This is a genomic window from Micromonospora sp. WMMD730, from assembly GCF_049178955.1.
Classification (GTDB): domain Bacteria; phylum Actinomycetota; class Actinomycetes; order Mycobacteriales; family Micromonosporaceae; genus Micromonospora; species Micromonospora wenchangensis.
The window spans coordinates 3,750,921-3,767,731 of the sequence record NZ_JBMHML010000002.1 but is presented as its reverse complement, the minus strand read 5'-3'; the positions used below and the strand labels follow the sequence as shown (position 1 = coordinate 3,767,731).

Below are 16,811 nucleotides of genomic sequence, written 5' to 3'. Positions count from 1 at the left end.
CTCCGGCGCGGTCACCGGGGGCGGCGGCGCAGGTTGGCCATCTTCTCCATGCCCTGCCGGGCCTGGATGGTACGCAGCAGTTTGCCGGTCTCCTTGTGGAAGTGGCTGCACTGCTTGCCGAACTCGCCCACCGACTGGTCCTTGCTCGACTGGAGGCGCTGTTCGGCGTACTCCAGCCAGCTGCGACCCTCCCGCGGGCACGGCTCGGCGATCGGATCGGCCGAGGAGGTCAGCTCGGCGGCCAGCAGGATCGCCCGGGCCATCAGGAACATGGTGACCGGGGTGACCCGGCCGGCCAGGTGGACCTGCTGGAACACCCGGCACCCGTCGAAGAAGTGGAACGCCTTCACCGCCTTCTCGGGGTCCCGACGCAGCTCCGCCATCCGCAGGTAGACCGCGCCGAGGCCGCGCAGGAGCTGCACCTCGGTGAAGTTCTCCCGGAGGAGGTCGGCGATCGTCGAGTGGGACTCGTCGGTGACCTCCCGGTCGGCCGGCGGACGCACCCGGGGGGTGGGGTGGAAGACCCGGTTGAGCTGGTCGGCGAACTCGCTGCCCTCGGCGATCCGCCACACCCCCCGGTCGGCCAGGCTGGTGACCACGGCATCGCCACTGCGCCGCCGGTTGAGCATCCGCGCGACACCCTCGGTGTAGCCACCGTCGCTCATGATCTCGGTGGCGACGTTCTCGACGTCGCTCCAGGCGATCTCCCGGTTCAGCTCCAGGTCCACCCGGGTCCGCAGGATCACCAACTGCTCCAGCAGCGGACCCTCCCGCTCCTCGGCGGCGAGCAGCTCGCCCGCCTCCAGCAGCAGCGGGCGCGGATCGGGATCGTTGCGCGGCCAGCCGAAGTGGGCGTACCCGACGATGGCCTCGACCATGGCCAGCCCGTACCGCAACCGTCCCCGACCGTCCGACGCGGTCACGATCAGCCGCCGGTACGTCTCGATCGCCTGCCGGTACTCCCAGATGTAGCGGTGGAACTCCGCCCGGACCTCCAGCACCCCCGGATGGTCCGGCCAACGCTGCTCGGCGGCCCGGATCAGCTCCCAGACCGTGCTGTTGTCGACGTCGTTACGCCGGTGCACCCCCTGCTCGTCAGGCTGCTGCTCGCCCACCCCCAGCCAGCGCCGGTACTGCCGCTCCAGCCCCACCTCCATCTGGAGCAGCTCGATCGAGTGGCTGAACCGGCGCAGGTGCCCGTCGAGCTTGTCCCGGCGGAGCCGGTAGACCCGGCGGATCTCCACCAGATCCTCCGGCCGCAGCCGCTTTCTGCGCTCCAGGCGCTCCACGCCCTCCGGGGTGGCCGCGGCCAGCAGGTTACCCTCGCTGCTCCACCGGGCCCGGTGGCACCACAGGTCGAGCACCGCGTGGTGCCAGGTGGTGTGCTCCTGCTCGGCCAGCCAGTTCTGCACCTCCCTGATCCGGCGCAGCAGTTTCTGGTCCCGGGGCCGGGTCCGGGGGGCGTCACCGCCGCGCGGGGACGCGTCGATCTCGGCCCGCCAGCTGCCCAGCTCCCGCTGGATGCGCAGTTCCCGCAGCAGCGACCGGGCGCTCGGTCGGTCCTCGTGGGCCCGCTTCGCGCACTCCAGCGCGACCTCGGCCTCGGTCGTCGCCTCGGCGAACCTGTTGTTGCGGCGCAGGCAGTGCGCGACGAACAGGTGCACCTCCGCCTCGATTCCGGGGAACAGCGGGAACTCGCCGTCGGTCAGCACCAGGGCCATCGTCCGTCGGGCGGCCTCCAGCTGGCTGACCACGTCCGGGTCGCTGCGGTGCACGGCGTGCAGCAGCCGCCACACGTACATCCGGGTGTCGCCGGGCCAGCGGGCCGGCGAACCCCAGGCCGCCGTCAGCTCCTCGACCACCCGCCGGCCCGTCGCCTCCTGGTCGGCGAAGGTCGGCTGCTCGGCGACGAGCAGCGTCGCCACCCCGCACAGCCGCATGCCCCACAGGCCCCGGTCGCTGTCCGACCCGGACAGGGCCAACCCCTCGCTGACCGCCGCCGTCGCCTCGGCCAGCGTCGCCACCCGTTCCGCCAGGGTGCGCTCCCCCCGGGCGCGACCGGACAGCAGCCGGTGGCGCATCTGCAACACCGCGAACCGGTCGCGCAGGGTGACCGGCTCGGGCATCAGCTCGAACAGCTCGAACGCGGTGCCGAGCGCGTCCCGCGCGGCGGGGACCCGACCCGAGGTGAGCTGGAGGTCGACGGTGTTCAGCAGCCAGGAGATCGCCACGGTGATCAGATCCGGGCGGTTGCCGCCGGCCACCCGGGCGCAGTCGGCCAGCACCGGCGCGGCCCGCTCCCGGGCCGGCAGCAGGCTCGTCCCCGCCCGCAGCCGGCGGCCACCGATGAACAGCGCGGTGTCGATCGACTTCAGCAGCCGGTGCGACAACGCGTCCCGGTCGGCCTGCCCGATCGCCTCCGCCACCGCGTCGGCGGCGGCCACGAACGCCTCGCGTACCTGCTGGCCCTGCCCGGTGGCCCGCATCGCCTGGTTGAGCCGGGCGGCACCGGCGACCACCGGGTAGCCGGTGGCCCGGACCGGCCGGTCGGCGGGGACGTCCGCCTCGACCGGCGGCGCGACGGCGTCGGTCGGGACGGTGACCGGCCCGTCGGTGGCCACGACGGCCGTGGCCTCCAGCCGCACCGGGCTGAACGCCGCGTCACCGGAGTGCGCGGCGGCGAGCTTGGTCAGCGTCTCCCGCAGCCGGGGGTATCCGGCCACCACCGCCTCGTCGAGGCAGCCGATCGCCCGGTCGACGCCCAGCATGACGTGCTGGTCGGAGTTGGCCGGGTGCCGTTGCCGCTGCCGCAGCATCGCCATGATCAGGGCGAACATCGCCTCGGCCACCGGCTCGTCGAGCTGGTCGGGGGTGAGTTCGGCACCGTCGACGAGCGCCCGACCGTAGACGTTGTCGCCGCCGCTGCCGCGCAGGGTGGCGGTCAACGCGTTGCTCAACGCGTGCCGCGTCGACCGGCCCAGGTCGTGCCAGAGGGTGCCGTCGCGCTCCTGCTGGGTGAGGATGCGCGCCTCGACCAAATGGTGGGTGGCCTGCGGGGTGAGCCCGCAGCCCATCGATTCGAGCAGTTCGGTGGAGAGCCACAGGCCGTCGGTGATGGCCCAGGCGGTCAGCACGGCCAGCGCGCCGGGTCGGCCCCGCTTGCCGTCGGTGCCGGTCCACAGCGCGAAGCAGTCCACGTCCCGAAGCCCGGCGCCGACCGTGGCGGCCGAGCGGCGCAGCAGGGCGTCGACGAGGTGTTCGACGCCGGGCTGCTCGATCCGCTTGTTGAGCACGTCGTTGGCGAGTTCGTCGACCCCGTTGTGCAGCACTCCGGGCAGCCGGACCAGCTTGTCGTCCAGCTCCGTCCAGAGCCGGCCCTCGGCGAGCCCGGTGATGGTCAGGCCGCCGCCGTACAGCGGGTCGGAGAGCACCTGGTCGACCAGCGCGGTGGCCTCGTCCTCGTCGAGTTCGCGCAGTTGGATCACCGGCAGGTACCGGAACTGGCCGTCGCCGCTGAGCTGGATCTCCGCCCGGGTGGCGACGATGACCAGCGCCCGGTCGAACGCCGACAGCTTCAGCAGCCGGTCGAGCTGTGCCCGGACCGCCTCCGGTCGGGTGCCCAGCCGGGAACCCTCGACGAACAGGATCAGCCGGCGGCGGTGCAGCTGCCGTTGCAGCTCCTCGGCCAGGGTCGTCCGGACCGCCTCGGCGTAGTCCATGCCGTAGTCGGTGACGTCGTCGATGGTGACGTCGAGTTCCCGGGCGAGCACCCCGAGCACCGGCTCGGGCGCGCTGCTGTTGGGGATGTCCAGCCGCAGCAGCGCCACCTCGTCGAGCCGCCCGGCCTCCTCGGCGAAGCGGGCCAGCACCTCGTCGACGAAGTACCGCTTGCCGGCGTGCCGGGGCCCGACGACCGGCAGTACCGCCCCCTGCGGCACGCCCAGGCTGGCCGCGCCCCGGGCCAGCTCCGGGACCCGGCCGGCGAACGGCACCTGCCGGGCCGGCCAGGCGCTGTCGAAGCCGGACCGCTCGCCCTGGTCGGTGGGGGAGGCGGTCGGCCGGCGGGGGAACGGCACCGCCCGGCGCTGCGGCGGACGCCACGCCGGGTTACGCACCCAGCCCCGGTCGAACTCGACCGGGCTGCGGGCCGGGGCCGGATAGCCCGCGTCGGCCAGGAGTTCCCCGGCACCGCGCAGCACCTCCGCCGGGGTCAGCCACTCCGCCCCGCCCGGCCGGCCCCTGCCGAAGACCTCCAGCAACGCCCGGGTGAACGGGGTGTGCAGCTCGTCCGGGCCGGCGTCGAGCGCCGAACCGCTGCGCACGGCCGCCAGCAACTGCCACCCGCTGAGCTCCTCGTCCACCCGGAACGGCTCGGGCGGCAGGGCGGCACTGGCGTTGCCCGCGTGACAGCAGTCGAGGATCAGCAACCGGTGCCGCGCGCCGGCACCCTGCGCGGCGGCCACGAAACCCTCCACCGGGAACTCGGTGCCGGGGTTGTCGGTGGCTTCGCGGGGCAGCAGCCGCATCGATCGGCCCACCCGGACGGCGTGGCCGGCGTAGTAGACCACCAGCACGCCGTCCTCGCCGACGAGTTGGGCCGCGTCCTCGACGTAGCCGGTCAGATCGTCGGCCGACGGGTCGTGCACCACGGCGATCCGCCGCTTCGGCAGACCCCAGACGGTGGGATCGGCGAACGCCGTCGCCAGTGCCTCGATGTTGTCCCTGGCAGCGGGGACGGTCAGGGCGAGATGGTCGTACCGGCTGACCCCCAGCAGGACGGCGCGGGACTTCGTCGGGTCGAACCGTGGTTGGTGCGCAGCGGTCACCGCAGACCCTGTTGGAGCACCGCGATGACGTCCTCGGCCGAGCCGCTGGCCTCGATCTTCACCTCCCGGGTGCCGTCCGGGCTGTCGGTGAGGGTGACCGTGACGGTGGTGTCGCCACCCCGGCGGGCGCCGCGTCGGGCCTGGAACCAGTCGTACGCCACCTGGATCACCACGGGCAGCAGCACGTCCTGGCCGATGAACTCCAGCACCTCGGCGGCCCCGAGGGTGCCCGGCTCGGGTGCGCGGTGGATCAGCCGGACCCGGGCGTCACGCAGCTCCGGGTCGGCCGCCAGTTCATCGCGAAGGTCGTGCACCGGCGACTCGTCGGAGTCCGAGACCGAGAAGATCAGACGCATGTCGCCATCATGGCCCATGCCGTCACACGGTGTCAGCCGCCGGACGCTCTCCTGTCGTCCTGTCGACACAGTCCCGCCGACCGTCCACCTCGGACCACCGGCGCGGCCGAGTCCGGTGGGAATTGCGCGGCCGGTGGACCGTCCGATGTGGGGGAGGAGGCAGCGGTGCGGAGCGCCGGCTCAGGAGTCGGCGGGCGCGGTGTCCTCGGCGGGGGGGAACGCCAGCGCCACGGTCAGGTCGAGCACGGTGCCGGGCTCGTTCAGCCGGTCGCCGTACAGCTCCCGCAGCCGGCCCATCCGGTACCGGACCGTCTGCGGGTGCACGAACAGGTCGGCGGCGACGTCGTCGCGGCGGCCCTGGTGCAGCAGCCAGGAACGCATCGTCTCGGCCAGTCGCGCGGCGGTCGCCGCCGGAAGCGTGGCCAGCGGCGCGAGCACCTGGGCGCGCAGATCGGCCAGCGCCTCCGGGTCGGTGTGCAGCACCAGCCGGGCCAGGTGCTGCTCGGTGTCCCACGCGGCGGCGTCCGCCGGTGACGCCACGCCGAGGGCGAGCGCCTTCAGCACCCGCTCGTACGACCGGGCCACCGCGACCCAGGGCCGGGCCGGCCCGAGCACCGCGCGCTGCCCGTGCAGCGCCGTGGCGAGCTGCCGCCGCCGCCCACCGTGCATGTCCGGTACGAGCAGCAGCGCCCCCTCCTCGGCCCACTGCGCCCCGGGCGGTTCCTCGCCGCTCTCCAGGGTGTGCGCCGGGAGCACGGCGAGCACCCCGCGCAGGCTGCTGCGGGGCAGCACCACCACGGTCAGGGTCTGCGGCGGGGGCCACTCGGCCCGTTCGGCGCTGCGCCGCAGCACCTCCTCCGGTTCCCCGGCGAGCAGTTGGTGGGTGAGCCGGTCCAGGTCGCGCCGCCGGGCCCGACCGACGTTGGCCAGCTCGTCGGAGTGGCCGGCGACGCTGGCGGCGGAGAGTTCGTCGATGTAGGCGAACATCAGCTCGGCGAACTCGGCGACCGTCTCGGCGGACAGCCCGCTGCGCACCGTGGTGGTGGAGACCTCCCGCCAGGCCACCCGGGCCCCCACCCGGTACGCGGCCAGCAGCGCGTCCATGCTCCGCCCCACCCGCGCCTCCCCGGCGCCCAGCGCGTACGCGGCCTCCAACGCCCGGGTCAGCGGGGTGCTCGGGTCGGTCTCCGCGCCGGCCCGTTCGATGAGCTGGAGGAAGGTGCCCAACGCGATCCGTACCGCGTTCTCGATCTTCTCGCGCATCTGGCCGGTGAGCGTGCCGGAGTAGGCGGGGACCTCGGCGGTGATGGTGGTGACGGTGTGCGCGGCGACCATCGGCAGCCGGCCGCGTAACCGCGCGGCCACCGGTGCGTCGAGTTCCAGTCGACCACCCAGGTGCCCGGTCGCCCCCGATTCCGACATGTTGTTCCCTTCGAACAAGTTATCGCGTCCGATTCACCTTCCCTGGTCAAGATGTTATGCGAAAGTGCGAGGATCCTGGGTTTATGACCACCACCGTCCCGCACCCTGCGGCGAAGAGCACCGTCCGGGACCGGCTCCTGCGGTTGGCCGAGACGGTCACCACCCCGCTGCTGCCGGAGGACTACCTCGACCTGGTCGCGCCGCTGCGCGCCGGGGCCGCCCTGCGCGGGCGGATCGTCGCCGTCGAGCCCGAGACCCGGGACGCGGCGACCCTCACCATCCGGCCCGGCCGCGACTGGCGCGGCCACACCCCCGGCCAGTACGTCCGCCTCGGCGTCGACGTCGACGGGGTACGCCAGTGGCGGGCCTACTCGCTGACCTCCGCCCCCGACCGCCCCGACCGCCTGATCAGCGTCACCGTCAAGGCCATCCCCGACGGCAGGGTCAGCAACCACCTGGTCCGGCGGACCCGGGTCGGTACCGTCGTCCAGCTCGACCAGGCGCTCGGTGACTTCGTCCTGCCCGACCCGGCCCCCACCCGGGTGCTGTTCCTCACCGCCGGCAGCGGCATCACCCCGGTGATGGGCATGCTCCGGGCCGGCGTGCACACCCGCGCCGACGTGGTCGTGGTGCACTCCGCACCGACCCCCGACGACGTCGTGTTCGGCGCGCACCTGCGTGCGCTGGCCGCGCAGGGCGGCATCCGGCTGGTCGAGCGGCACACCGACCGCGACGGCCTGCTCGGCGTCGACGAACTGGCCACCCTGGTCCCCGACCACCTCGAGCGGGAGACCTGGGCGTGCGGCCCGGTCGGCCTGCTCGACGCCGCCCAGCAGCACTGGACGGCGGCCGGCGTCGCCGACCGGCTGCACACCGAACGGTTCCGGCCGACGGTGATCGCACCCGGCGAGGGCGGCACCGTCACCTTCACCCGGACCGGCCTGACCCTCGCCGCCGACGGCGGCACCCCGATCCTCGACGCCGGTGAGGCCGCCGGCGCGCTGATGCCCTCCGGCTGCCGGATGGGCATCTGCTACGGCTGCGTCCTGCCGCTGCGTCAGGGCGCGGTGCGGGACCTGCGCACCGGGGAACTCACCACCGCCGTCCCCGGGGACGGCGTGCTCATCCAGACCTGCGTGTCGGCGGCGGCCGGCTCCTGCGACATCGATCTCTGACCGGAGGCCGGACGTGACCGTCATCCAGCACAAGCCCGTCAACCCGATCGCCCACCTGAGCGCCGAGGACATCGAGACGCTCGGCAAGGAACTCGACGCCATCCGGGACCGGGTGCTCGCCGAGCGCGGCGCGAGCGACGCGGCCTACATCCGCAAGGTGATCAAGACGCAGAGGACCCTGGAGATGGGCAGCCGCGCGGTGCTGCTCTTCTCGCTCTTCCCGCCGGCCTGGGTGGTCGGCACCGCCGGCCTGACGGTGGCCAAGATCCTGGAGAACATGGAGATCGGCCACAACATCCTGCACGGCCAGTACGACTTCATGCGCGACCCGAAGATCCACTCCACCACCTGGGAGTGGGACCACGTCTCCCCGGCCGACCAGTGGAAGCACTCGCACAACCAGCTGCACCACACGTACACCAACGTGCTGGGCAAGGACAACGACCTCGGGTACGGCATCATGCGCGTCGACGAGGACCAGAAGTGGTACCCGATGCACCTCGGCCAGCCGCTGTGGAACTTCCTCAACGCCTGCTTCTTCGAGTACGGCATCGCCGCGTACGACCTGGAGCTGGGCCGTAACCTGCGCAAGGGCCGGCACAAGACGCCCGAGTTCCGGGCCCGGCTGCGCGCGGTCGGCCGCAAGATCCGCCGTCAGGTGCTCAAGGACTACGTCATCCACCCGCTGCTGTCCGGCCCGTCCTTCCTCACCACCCTGGCCGCCACCTTCACCGCGAACCTGCTCCGCAACCTGTGGAGCCACTCGGTGATCATGTGCGGCCACTTCCCCAACGGGGTCGAGACGTTCTCCAAGACGTCGATCGAGGGGGAGACCCGGGGCGAGTGGTACCTGCGGCAGATGCTCGGCTCGGCCAACATCAGCGGCAGTCGGCTGCTGCACATCATGACCGGCAACCTGTCCTTCCAGATCGAGCACCACCTCTTCCCCGATCTGCCCAGCAAGCGCTACCAGGAGATCGCCCCGCAGGTGCGGGCGCTGTTCGACAGGTACGGGCTGGCCTACACCACGGGCCCGCTGCCCAAGCAGGTCGCCTCCGCCTGGTGGAAGGTCATCCGGCTCTCGCTGCCCAACCGGGAGACCGCCCCGCCGGCCACCGACGAACCCCCGGCCCGGGTGCTCGCCACCTCCGGCGTATGAGCCCACCCGGTCCCGACGCCGGCCCGGCACGACGCCGGGCCGGCGTCGGACGGTCAGTCGTCCCCGTCCCCGTCGACCTCGATCACCTCGGCCGCCGGGCGGCGCGGAGCCGCCGGCAGCTCCGCCGCCGGTGGCCCCCACCCCACCCGGACCACCAGGTACGGCTCGCCCACGTCGGCGAGCAGTTCCCGCATCATCCGGCGCGGCCAGGCCAGCTCGATGGTGTCGCTGATCGGGGCGGTGGACAGCCCCGCCGCGGTCGCGGTGAGCAGCAGCGCCGACAGTGCCTCGCCGCCGCGCAGCCACCCCGCCGGGTCGTCCCGGTCACCGAACAGGATCACGTACGCCGCGCCCCGGTCGAAGTCGGCGCCGGCGGCCAACCCGGCGGCGTCGCCCGGCGCGTAGTCGCGCAGCGGCACCCGGCGCGGCGCCGGCCGCACCGCCGTGCTCGTCGGCACCCCGTCACCGCTGCCGACCGACCGGTGGGTCCACCGGTGCAGCTCCCCCCGGTAGCCGGGATCGGCCAGCTCGGCGTCGGCCGCCCGGCCCGTCGACACGGCCAGCATCGGCATCTGGTCGGTCCGGACCACGTGCAGGTGCGCGCCCTCGGCCTCGACCGCCGCCCGCAACCCGGTCAGCACCTCGTCGGGCACCGGCCGGTCACCGAAGGCCCGCCGGTCGGTGCGCCGCCGGGGGATCGCCTCGGTCAACCGGGCGGCGGCCACGTCCAGCCCACCCGGCCCGGTGGCCCGCAACCGGGCCAGCAGTCCCGGGTCGGCCGGGTCGGGCAGCCGGTCGACCTCGACCCGCCACCCCGCGGCGGCCAGCGCCACCCGGGCGTGGTGCAACACCGCCCCACAGCTCAGGGTGAGCAGTCGCCCGTCCGGGTCGGTGCTGGCCAGTTGCCGCGTCGGGTCGGCGTGCAACGCCAACCGTCCCCGGGCGACCCGCCAGCGCCACGGTTGGGTGTTGAACACCGACGGCGCGTACCGGGACAGCTCGGCGGCGGCGGTCAGTTCGCGTACGGTCGGCACCGGGCCCGGCCGGGTGGACGGCGAGGTCATCGCAGACACCTCCTGGTCGCTCTGCCCCCACCCTGCGCCGCCTCGCGGGTCGCGGACAGGGCCACAGGACCCGACCGGGCGGGCCGGTGGCCCGTCAGCAGCCGGTCCAGCGCACCGGGGTGAGCCGGTCGGTGGTGGTCCAGCCGACCGTCGTGCCGGTGTCGGCGATCGCCTGCGCCTGCACCCCGGGGAACCCGTCGACCGCCCCCGGCAGCGGCGTCACCCCGTCGGGGTGCCACACCGCCCGCAGGCCGAGCACCACCCCACCGGCGGTGACGTCCTGCACCGGCTGCACCGCCGGGTCGACGACGGTGGCCCGCCCGGTGGCCAGCTCCCACCGCACCGGGTGCTGCTGTCCGTCGGGGTCGTCGGCTGTGACGCCGGCCGCCCAGCCGTCCCGGGCCGCGAGCACCCAGGCGTTCGACCTGCCGGGCACGGTGAGCCGGTCGAGCTGCCCGTCGGGGTGGAGCACCCAGCCGGCGTAGGACGACGATCCCGCCGACGCCCGGGCGGAGCCGACAACGGTGCCGTCGTCCAGCACCGCGAGGGCGGCCCCGTCGGGCGGGGTGCCGATCGTCGCGACCGTGCCCGGCCGGTCCGCCGGCCAGCGCAACGGGATCGTGCTTTCGGTCTCCTCCACCGCGCCGTACCCCACGATGTCCCCGCGCCCGTTGATCCCGGTGACCCAGGCGCCCGAGACGCTTCCCGGCACGGGCAGGTCGGTCAGCCGGCCGCCCTGGTAGCGCCACGGCCGCTGCACCGCGGTGACGTAGGCGTTGCCGATCACCACCCCGGCGCTGTTGACGCCCACCACCTCCTCGGCCATCGCGGTGTCCACGGCGGTGACCCGGGAGCCCTGCCAGAGCAGCAGCGCAGGCTCCCACACCCCGTCGGTGATCCGGGTGCCGATGCCGGCGACGTACCGCCCGGTCGGATCGACGGCCGTGGCCCGGCCGTGGGCCACCCCGGTGGGCAGGGGCAGCGGACGCAGCGCGCACGGGCGCAGACCGTCGCCGCGCGGTGGTCCGGCGGCGGCGGTGCCGGGCAGGCCCGGCACGGCGGTCAGCAGGGCGACGACGGCCCCGGCGAGCAAACGGTGACGGATCATGGTGGCTCCGATCGGACGTGGTGGTGGGGGGACCGCGCCCCCGCCCGCCGGTGGGGCGGGTGCGGGCGGGTCGTGCGGTGCGGCCGACCCCGGTGGACCGGGCGTCGGTGACGCCTGTATGACGGGCGAGCCGGGTGCCGGGTTACGCGCTGTCCGAAACGCGACCGCCCGCACGCCGGGCGGCCCGCGCCACGGCTTCCCGCACGCCGGGGGCATCCCGCCGTGGTCGAGCGGCGCGCCGGGCGCTCCGTGGGTGGGACGGCGGCGGGAGGCCCGTCCGTGCGGGATCATCGGGGCACCGGTGGAGGGAGAGCGATGGCCTACCTGTTCCTGCTGATCGCGATCGGTGCCGAGGTGGGCGGCACCAGCCTGCTCAAGGCGACGCAGGGGTTCACCCGGCTCTGGCCCACGGTCGGGCTGGCCGTGGCCTACCTGCTGGCCTTCGGGATGCTCGCGCTGGCGGTCCGGGACATCCCGGTCGGGGTGGCGTACGCCATGTGGTCCGGGCTCGGCACCGCCGCGATCGTCGCCGTCGGCGCGGTCTTCCTCGGCGAGCCGCTGAGCCTGACGAAGGTGGTCGGGGTGGGCCTGATCATCGGGGGAGTGGTCGTGCTCAACCTCGGCGGGACGCACTGAGCCGGCCGCCCCGTCAGGGGCGGCCGGCTACGGCGTGACCGCTAGCGGCGGCCGGCGGAATGCCGGTGCATCACCTGCCGCCCCCGCACGAACGCCAGCACGATCACCACCAGCAGCGCGACGAGGCCGATGATGGCCAGCCAACGGACCGCCTCCAGCAGCAGCCCGAGCAGGATGAGCGCGCCGCCGACGACACCGACGACCCAGAGCATGGCCCGCATGTCCACCTCCTGTGACTCACTGACCGGGCAGCCTTCCCGTTCCGGGCCGCCGTATGCCCCGCACGTCACCGGGAGCGGGGTCAGTGCGGGTCGGGCCGTCGGTGGGCGACGTAGACGGTGTTGGCGGACTCCCCGCCGGTCAGCGGGTTGGCGAACGGGACGACGTGCGCCTGCCAGGTGGTGAACACCTCGGCCAGCACCCGGCCGAACGCGTCGTCCGGCGGATCGTCCGACCAGAGCGCGAACACCCCGTCGGGCAGCAGCAGGTCGGCCAGCCGGCGCAGTCCGTCGGGGGTGTAGAAGGCGGCGTGGCTGGGGTGCAGCACGTTACGCGGGGAGTGGTCGACGTCGAGCAGCACCGCGTGGAACCGGCGGCCCGGCTGGTCCGGGTCGAAACCGGTGCCGTCGGCGACCGCGGCGAAGAAGTCCGCCCGGACGAACCGGGTCCGGGGGTCGGGGGCGAGACCGGCGGCGAAGGGGAGCAACTGCCTGCGGTGCCAGTCGATGACGTCCTCGATCGTCTCCACCACCAGCACCGAGCGCACCCGCGCGTCCTCCAGCGCGGTACGGGCGGTGTAGCCGAGCCCGAGGCCACCGACCACCACGTCGAGCGGCCCGTCGCCCATCGGGGCCAGCCCCAGCCGGGCCAGTTCGATCTCGGCGACCGGGAAGAGACTGGACATCAGGTAGTCGTCGTCGAGCTTCACCTCGTAGACGTCGACGTCGAGCGTGGGTTCCCGCCGCCGGCGCAGGCTGATCGCGCCGATCGGGGTCTCCCGCCAGGCCAGTTCCTCGAATCGCACGCCCACCGGGCCGTCCCTCCACCGTCGTCGTGCCGGGATGCTACCGGGACGACCGGTTCGCCGATGGTAGCGGCGCGCGGCGGGCAGGCGTCGCCGGGCGGTGGTGGTCCCGTCACGCCGCCACGCAGGGTCCACGGGACATCGACGCAGCGCATATCCTGTCCGCCGAGGACTCGCGGAAGGGACGCCATGCCGTCGCGGCAGGACCAGCTCCACTCCTACCAGTTCACCGTGCAGCGGGCCGTCGCCGCCCTGGTGATGCGGGAGACCGACCCGGTGCGGTCGCCGTTTCGCCGGCTGGCCGGCGCCGGGCTGGCCAGCGTCCTGGTGGCGGCGATCGGGCTGGGGGGATTCGCCCTCTACGGCCTGTTCGTCGGGGGCGGGTCGACGTGGCGCGACACCGGCGCGGTGATCGTCGAGAAGGAGTCCGGGGCCCGGTTCGTCTACCGCGACGGTCGGCTGCACCCGGTGCTCAACTACGCCTCCGCGCTGCTGATCGTCGGCGCGGACCGGTCCCGGACGGTGCTGGTGTCCCGCCGCTCCATCGAGGGGGTGCCGCGCGGGCTGCCGCTGGGCATCGCCGACGCCCCGGACTCGCTGCCGGCCGCGGGGCGGCTGTCCACCGCGCCGTGGACGGTCTGTTCGCGGCAGCCGGCCGACGCGACGCGGGCCGTACCCCGTTCGGCGTTGCTGATCGGCCGGGAGGCGACCGGCGGGCGGCGGCTCACCGAGGAGGCGGTGCTGGTCCGGCACCCCGACGGCGGGCTGCATCTGATCTGGCACCAGCGTCGGCACCTGCTGCGCGACACCGCCCGGGTGCTCGCCGCGCTGGCGACCACCCGGGAACGTGCGGTCCCCGCCGCCCCGGCCCTGCTCAACGCCCTGCCGGCGGGCGTCGACCTGGCCCCGCCGCCACTGGCCGGCCTCGGCGAGCCCTCGTCCGGGGTCACCGACGCCACGGTCGGGGACGTCTACCTGGTCCGCAACTCCGGCGGCGGCCGGCAGTACGCGGTCGCCGGTCGCGACGGCCTGGCGGGCATCACCGAACTCCAGGCGGCCCTGCTGATGGCCCGCACCGGCCAGGACGAGCCGGCCCCGATCAGTCTGGGTCGGTTCGCCGCGTCGCCCAAGCTGCCCGACCTGGTGCCGACCGGGCCGACCGCGCCGCCACCGGTCCCGCCCCGCCTGGCCGGCGTCGACGGCGGCGCGCTCTGCGCCCGGATCGGCGACGACGGCACGGTCGGCGAGGTACGGGTCGACCCGGTCGTGCCGGATCTCACCGCCGCCCGCGGCACCGACACCCCGGGCGGGGTGCACGCCGACCAGGTGCTGGTCGAGCCGGGGCGCGGTGCGGTCGTCGAGTCGGTGGCCGCGCCGGGCGCCGACGGTGGGGCCGTGTCGGTGGTCACCGACCTTGGCCGGCGCTACGTGCTCGCCGACGAGGGGGTGCTCGGCATGCTCGGCTACCGGGAGGTCACCCCGGTCCGGCTGCCCGCCGGCCTGGTCAGCCTCGTCCCGGCCGGCAGCACCCTCGATCCGGCCGCCGCCCGGGCGGTCGCCGCCCCGTCCTGACCGGCCCGCTGCCGGGCCGGTGCGCCGGGGTCGAACCTTCCCCGCAGCACCGTCCGGGTGCCCACGCGGGCACCACGGTCAGTCGGTGGGGCGGCGCAGCAGGCTGACGGCGAAGTCCGCATCGTCGCGCCAGGGGCGCAGGTCCCAGGTGGCGAAGCGCTGTTCGAGCCGCAGGCCGGCGGCGGCCAGGTCGCTGTCGAAGTGGTCGAGCCGGTAGCCCCGGTCGAGGCCGAAACCGACGAGCACCACCCCGTCCGGGCGCAGGTGGGCGGCGATCCGGGTCAGCACGGCGGGTTCGGTGCCGGCGGCGACGAAGGCCATCACGTTGCCGGCCACCACGGCGGCGTCGAACGGCTCCGCCTCGCCGTCGGTGGCGAGGTCCAGCGTGGCGAGGTCGGCGACCAGCCAGCGCGGCCCGGGATGGTCGGTGCGGGCCGCCTCGACCAGGGCGGGATCGGCGTCGACCCCGACCACCCGGTGCCCCCGGGCGGCGAGCGCGGCCCCGACCCGACCGGTGCCGCAGCCGGCGTCCAGGATGCGCGAGCCGGGGGCCACGACCGCGTCGACCAGGCGGGCCTCACCGGCCAGGTCGGCCCCCTCGGCGGCGAGCCGCCGGAACCGGTCGATGTACCACTGGGAGTGTTCGGGGCCGGTCTCGGTCGCCCACCGGGTCGGGTTGGTCATGCCGCCACGGTAACCGGCCGGCCCGGCGTGCCGCGGCGTCCACGGCAGCGCCCACCGGGCCCGGGGACCCGAAGCGGGACCCGGGCCCGGTCGCGCGGCGGGCTCAGGGCAGCTGGGCCACCGTGACGAACTCGTTGTAGGTGAAGACCTTGCCCATCGACCGGGGGAACGGGAAGGAGTACTGCTTGACCACCGTCATGCCGAGATCCCGGGCGGCCTGCGCGGCCTCGTCGAACCCGACGAACCGGACATGGGTCGCGTCGCTGGCGTATCCCCGCTCCTGCGGGGTGATGAAGACCGCCGTGCCGCCGGAACGCAGGAACGGCAGGTAGCTGGAGACGACCTCCAGGGCCGCGTCGGCGGGCAGGTGCTCCAGCAGGTGGGCGGCGAGCAGCGCGTCGAAGGCGCCGGGCCGGGCGTGCGGGGACTGGTGGAACTCCTCGATCGTGTACGCCTCCAGCCCGGCCGCCCGCGCGTGTGCCACCGAGGTGGGGTTGTGGTCCACCCCGACCGCGCCCTCGCCCAGGTTGGCCAGGTTGCGGCCGAGGCCGCAGCCGACGTCGAGGGTGCGGCCCAGTTCGAGCCGTTGGAGGTTCCACCGGTAGGGCGCCTGCACGTCGAGCACCTGCTTCCAGCGCGCGCCACCGAGGCGTTGCAACCGCTGGGTGTAGTCCTCACCCTCGGTGCCCGCCGCGGTGTCCTGCTCTGCTCGACTCATCGCCGGCCTCTCTGCCCGTCGCGGAAACGTCGCCACCCGGCGCGCGTGCGGGGACACGCCGCCGGCCGTCGGGTGTCCGCGCCGACGCGGACACCCGACAGATGCTACGGACCCGGGCGGCCATCGTCAGCCCCCACGGGCGGCGGGTCGGCCCTGGTGACACAGGGTGTCGCCGGGTTCGACCCTGGGTGTCGGTCGGCGGGGTCGGTGGCGTCGGCATCCCTGGGCCGGGTGCCGCCGATGGGGGCAGTCGTCCCCGGGTCAGGCGACGCCGGCCGGGGTGACTCCGCCGGCCCGCAGCGCGGCCAGTGGGGCGTCGTCGACGGCGTAGCCGAGCGCGTCGACCACCTCGACCACGCCGCTGACCTGCGCGCTGAGGCGCAGCGCCAGGTGCGCGGTGGACCACCGGTCGAGTTGGCCGGTGAGGGTGACCACCCCGCCGTGCACGGTCACGTCGACGGTGCCGTCGGGCACCCCGAGGACCCGGCGCAGCACGTCGGTGACGACGTCGCGGCGGATGTCGGCGTCCGGCCGCAGGTGGACCCGCAGCAGGTCGCCCCGGGTGACGATGCCGACGAGGCGGCCCCGGTCGTCGACGACGGGCAGCCGCTTGACGCCCCGCCGGTCCATGGTCCGGGCGGCCTGTGCGAGGGTCGCGCCGGGGGAGACGGTGACCGCCGGTGTGGTCATCAGGTCCCCGGCGAGGGTCGCGGCGGCCTTGGCCCACGCGGTGCGGGTGCGGCGGCCGGGGAGTACCCGCCGCCGGTGCGGCTGCCCGAGCCGTTCCACCTTGTGCAGCAGGTCGGCCTGGGAGACCACGCCGAGCACCCGCCGGGTGTCGTCGACCACCGGCACCGCCGTGACGTGCCGGGCGGTGAGCAGGTCCACCACCGTCCGGTACCCGGTGTCCTCGTCCACCGTGAGCACGTCGACCGTCATCACGTCCTGCACCTGCCACGTCCGCATGGCGTCCTCCTCGGTCCCGCCTCCGACGCTAGGTGCCGGGCGGGGCGTGGGGCAGGGGCGCAGGACCGGATCGGGGCGGGCCGGAGGTCCCAGCTGGTCGG

General features: G+C 74.5%; 14 protein-coding genes. 4 read left to right on the top strand and 10 right to left on the bottom strand.

The window, feature by feature from the left end; translation table 11 throughout:
- Positions 1-11 precede the first annotated feature (11 nt).
- From ACN265_RS16510 to ACN265_RS16500, 3 genes are all read right to left on the bottom strand, one after another.
- On the bottom strand, positions 12-4,826 hold the full coding sequence (locus ACN265_RS16510; protein ID WP_421408453.1) for a caspase family protein: 4,815 nt from the start codon (positions 4,824-4,826) through the stop codon (positions 12-14).
- Positions 4,823-5,182, bottom strand: coding sequence for an effector-associated constant component EACC1 (locus ACN265_RS16505; protein ID WP_421408452.1), 360 nt, complete (start codon positions 5,180-5,182; stop codon positions 4,823-4,825). Before ACN265_RS16505 ends, ACN265_RS16510 begins: the two co-directional genes overlap by 4 nt.
- Before the next feature lie 180 nt (positions 5,183-5,362).
- Positions 5,363-6,604: a PucR family transcriptional regulator gene (locus ACN265_RS16500; RefSeq protein WP_421408451.1), complete on the bottom strand. Its 1,242-nt coding sequence runs from the start codon at positions 6,602-6,604 to the stop codon at positions 5,363-5,365.
- Between the two features lie 83 nt (positions 6,605-6,687).
- Between ACN265_RS16500 and ACN265_RS16495 the strand changes: the two genes are divergently transcribed.
- Together ACN265_RS16495 and ACN265_RS16490 are read left to right on the top strand one after the other, a co-directional pair.
- On the top strand, positions 6,688-7,779 hold the full coding sequence (locus ACN265_RS16495) for a ferredoxin reductase (protein WP_204926510.1): 1,092 nt from the start codon (positions 6,688-6,690) through the stop codon (positions 7,777-7,779).
- 13 nt (positions 7,780-7,792) lie between these two features.
- Positions 7,793-8,938, top strand: a complete 1,146-nt coding sequence (locus tag ACN265_RS16490; protein WP_377685170.1) for a fatty acid desaturase family protein — start codon at positions 7,793-7,795, stop codon at positions 8,936-8,938.
- Between the two features lie 53 nt (positions 8,939-8,991).
- Here the strand turns inward: ACN265_RS16490 and ACN265_RS16485 are convergent, their stop codons facing one another.
- The gene (locus ACN265_RS16485) at positions 8,992-10,002 is read right to left on the bottom strand and encodes an Acg family FMN-binding oxidoreductase (protein ID WP_420118031.1); all 1,011 of its coding nucleotides are present in this window, start codon (positions 10,000-10,002) and stop codon (positions 8,992-8,994) included.
- 94 nt (positions 10,003-10,096) lie between these two features.
- Positions 10,097-11,110 (bottom strand): hypothetical protein, encoded by a 1,014-nt coding sequence (locus ACN265_RS16480; RefSeq protein WP_421408450.1) that lies wholly within the window; start codon positions 11,108-11,110, stop codon positions 10,097-10,099.
- Between the two features lie 315 nt (positions 11,111-11,425).
- Between ACN265_RS16480 and ACN265_RS16475 the strand changes: the two genes are divergently transcribed.
- Positions 11,426-11,746 carry a DMT family transporter gene (locus tag ACN265_RS16475; protein ID WP_204926506.1) on the top strand — a complete coding sequence of 107 codons (321 nt, stop codon included), beginning with the start codon at positions 11,426-11,428 and terminating at the stop codon, positions 11,744-11,746.
- Positions 11,747-11,787: 41 nt separating this feature from the next.
- Here the strand turns inward: ACN265_RS16475 and ACN265_RS16470 are convergent, their stop codons facing one another.
- Together ACN265_RS16470 and ACN265_RS16465 are read right to left on the bottom strand one after the other, a co-directional pair.
- Complete coding sequence (locus ACN265_RS16470) at positions 11,788-11,967, bottom strand: hypothetical protein (RefSeq protein WP_145920419.1); 180 nt, start codon at positions 11,965-11,967, stop codon at positions 11,788-11,790.
- A gap of 80 nt (positions 11,968-12,047) precedes the next feature.
- Entirely contained in the window at positions 12,048-12,776 is a 729-nt protein-coding gene (locus ACN265_RS16465; RefSeq protein ID WP_204924618.1) for a spermidine synthase, read from the bottom strand.
- A gap of 183 nt (positions 12,777-12,959) precedes the next feature.
- Here ACN265_RS16465 and eccB point away from each other — a divergent pair, with 183 nt between their 5' ends.
- Complete coding sequence (gene eccB, locus ACN265_RS16460) at positions 12,960-14,342, top strand: type VII secretion protein EccB (protein ID WP_421408449.1); 1,383 nt, start codon at positions 12,960-12,962, stop codon at positions 14,340-14,342.
- 78 nt (positions 14,343-14,420) lie between these two features.
- On the opposite strand, the gene ACN265_RS16455 is transcribed toward eccB, so the two are convergent.
- The 3 genes from ACN265_RS16455 to ACN265_RS16445 all read right to left on the bottom strand — a co-directional run bounded on the left by ACN265_RS16455 (position 14,421) and on the right by ACN265_RS16445 (position 16,710).
- Entirely contained in the window at positions 14,421-15,026 is a 606-nt protein-coding gene (locus ACN265_RS16455; protein WP_204924616.1) for a class I SAM-dependent methyltransferase, read from the bottom strand.
- A 103-nt stretch (positions 15,027-15,129) separates the two neighbouring features.
- Positions 15,130-15,744, bottom strand: coding sequence for a methyltransferase domain-containing protein (locus ACN265_RS16450; RefSeq protein WP_204924615.1), 615 nt, complete (start codon positions 15,742-15,744; stop codon positions 15,130-15,132).
- 261 nt (positions 15,745-16,005) lie between these two features.
- Positions 16,006-16,710 carry a CBS domain-containing protein gene (locus ACN265_RS16445; RefSeq protein ID WP_421408448.1) on the bottom strand — a complete coding sequence of 235 codons (705 nt, stop codon included), beginning with the start codon at positions 16,708-16,710 and terminating at the stop codon, positions 16,006-16,008.
- Positions 16,711-16,811 lie beyond the last annotated feature (101 nt).

Bases quoted from the DNA above. Each gene is read 5' to 3' on its own strand.
- ACN265_RS16505 (WP_421408452.1), bottom strand. From the start codon at position 5,182: ATGCGTCTGATCTTCTCGGTCTCGGACTCCGACGAGTCGCCGGTGCAC.
- ACN265_RS16500 (WP_421408451.1), bottom strand. From the start codon at position 6,604: ATGTCGGAATCGGGGGCGACCGGGCACCTGGGTGGTCGACTGGAACTC.
- ACN265_RS16495 (WP_204926510.1), top strand. From the start codon at position 6,688: ATGACCACCACCGTCCCGCACCCTGCGGCGAAGAGCACCGTCCGGGAC.
- ACN265_RS16485 (WP_420118031.1), bottom strand. From the start codon at position 10,002: ATGACCTCGCCGTCCACCCGGCCGGGCCCGGTGCCGACCGTACGCGAA.
- ACN265_RS16480 (WP_421408450.1), bottom strand. From the start codon at position 11,110: ATGATCCGTCACCGTTTGCTCGCCGGGGCCGTCGTCGCCCTGCTGACC.
- ACN265_RS16475 (WP_204926506.1), top strand. From the start codon at position 11,426: ATGGCCTACCTGTTCCTGCTGATCGCGATCGGTGCCGAGGTGGGCGGC.
- ACN265_RS16470 (WP_145920419.1), bottom strand. From the start codon at position 11,967: ATGCGGGCCATGCTCTGGGTCGTCGGTGTCGTCGGCGGCGCGCTCATC.
- eccB (WP_421408449.1), top strand. From the start codon at position 12,960: ATGCCGTCGCGGCAGGACCAGCTCCACTCCTACCAGTTCACCGTGCAG.
- ACN265_RS16455 (WP_204924616.1), bottom strand. From the start codon at position 15,026: ATGACCAACCCGACCCGGTGGGCGACCGAGACCGGCCCCGAACACTCC.
- ACN265_RS16450 (WP_204924615.1), bottom strand. From the start codon at position 15,744: ATGAGTCGAGCAGAGCAGGACACCGCGGCGGGCACCGAGGGTGAGGAC.
- ACN265_RS16445 (WP_421408448.1), bottom strand. From the start codon at position 16,710: ATGCGGACGTGGCAGGTGCAGGACGTGATGACGGTCGACGTGCTCACG.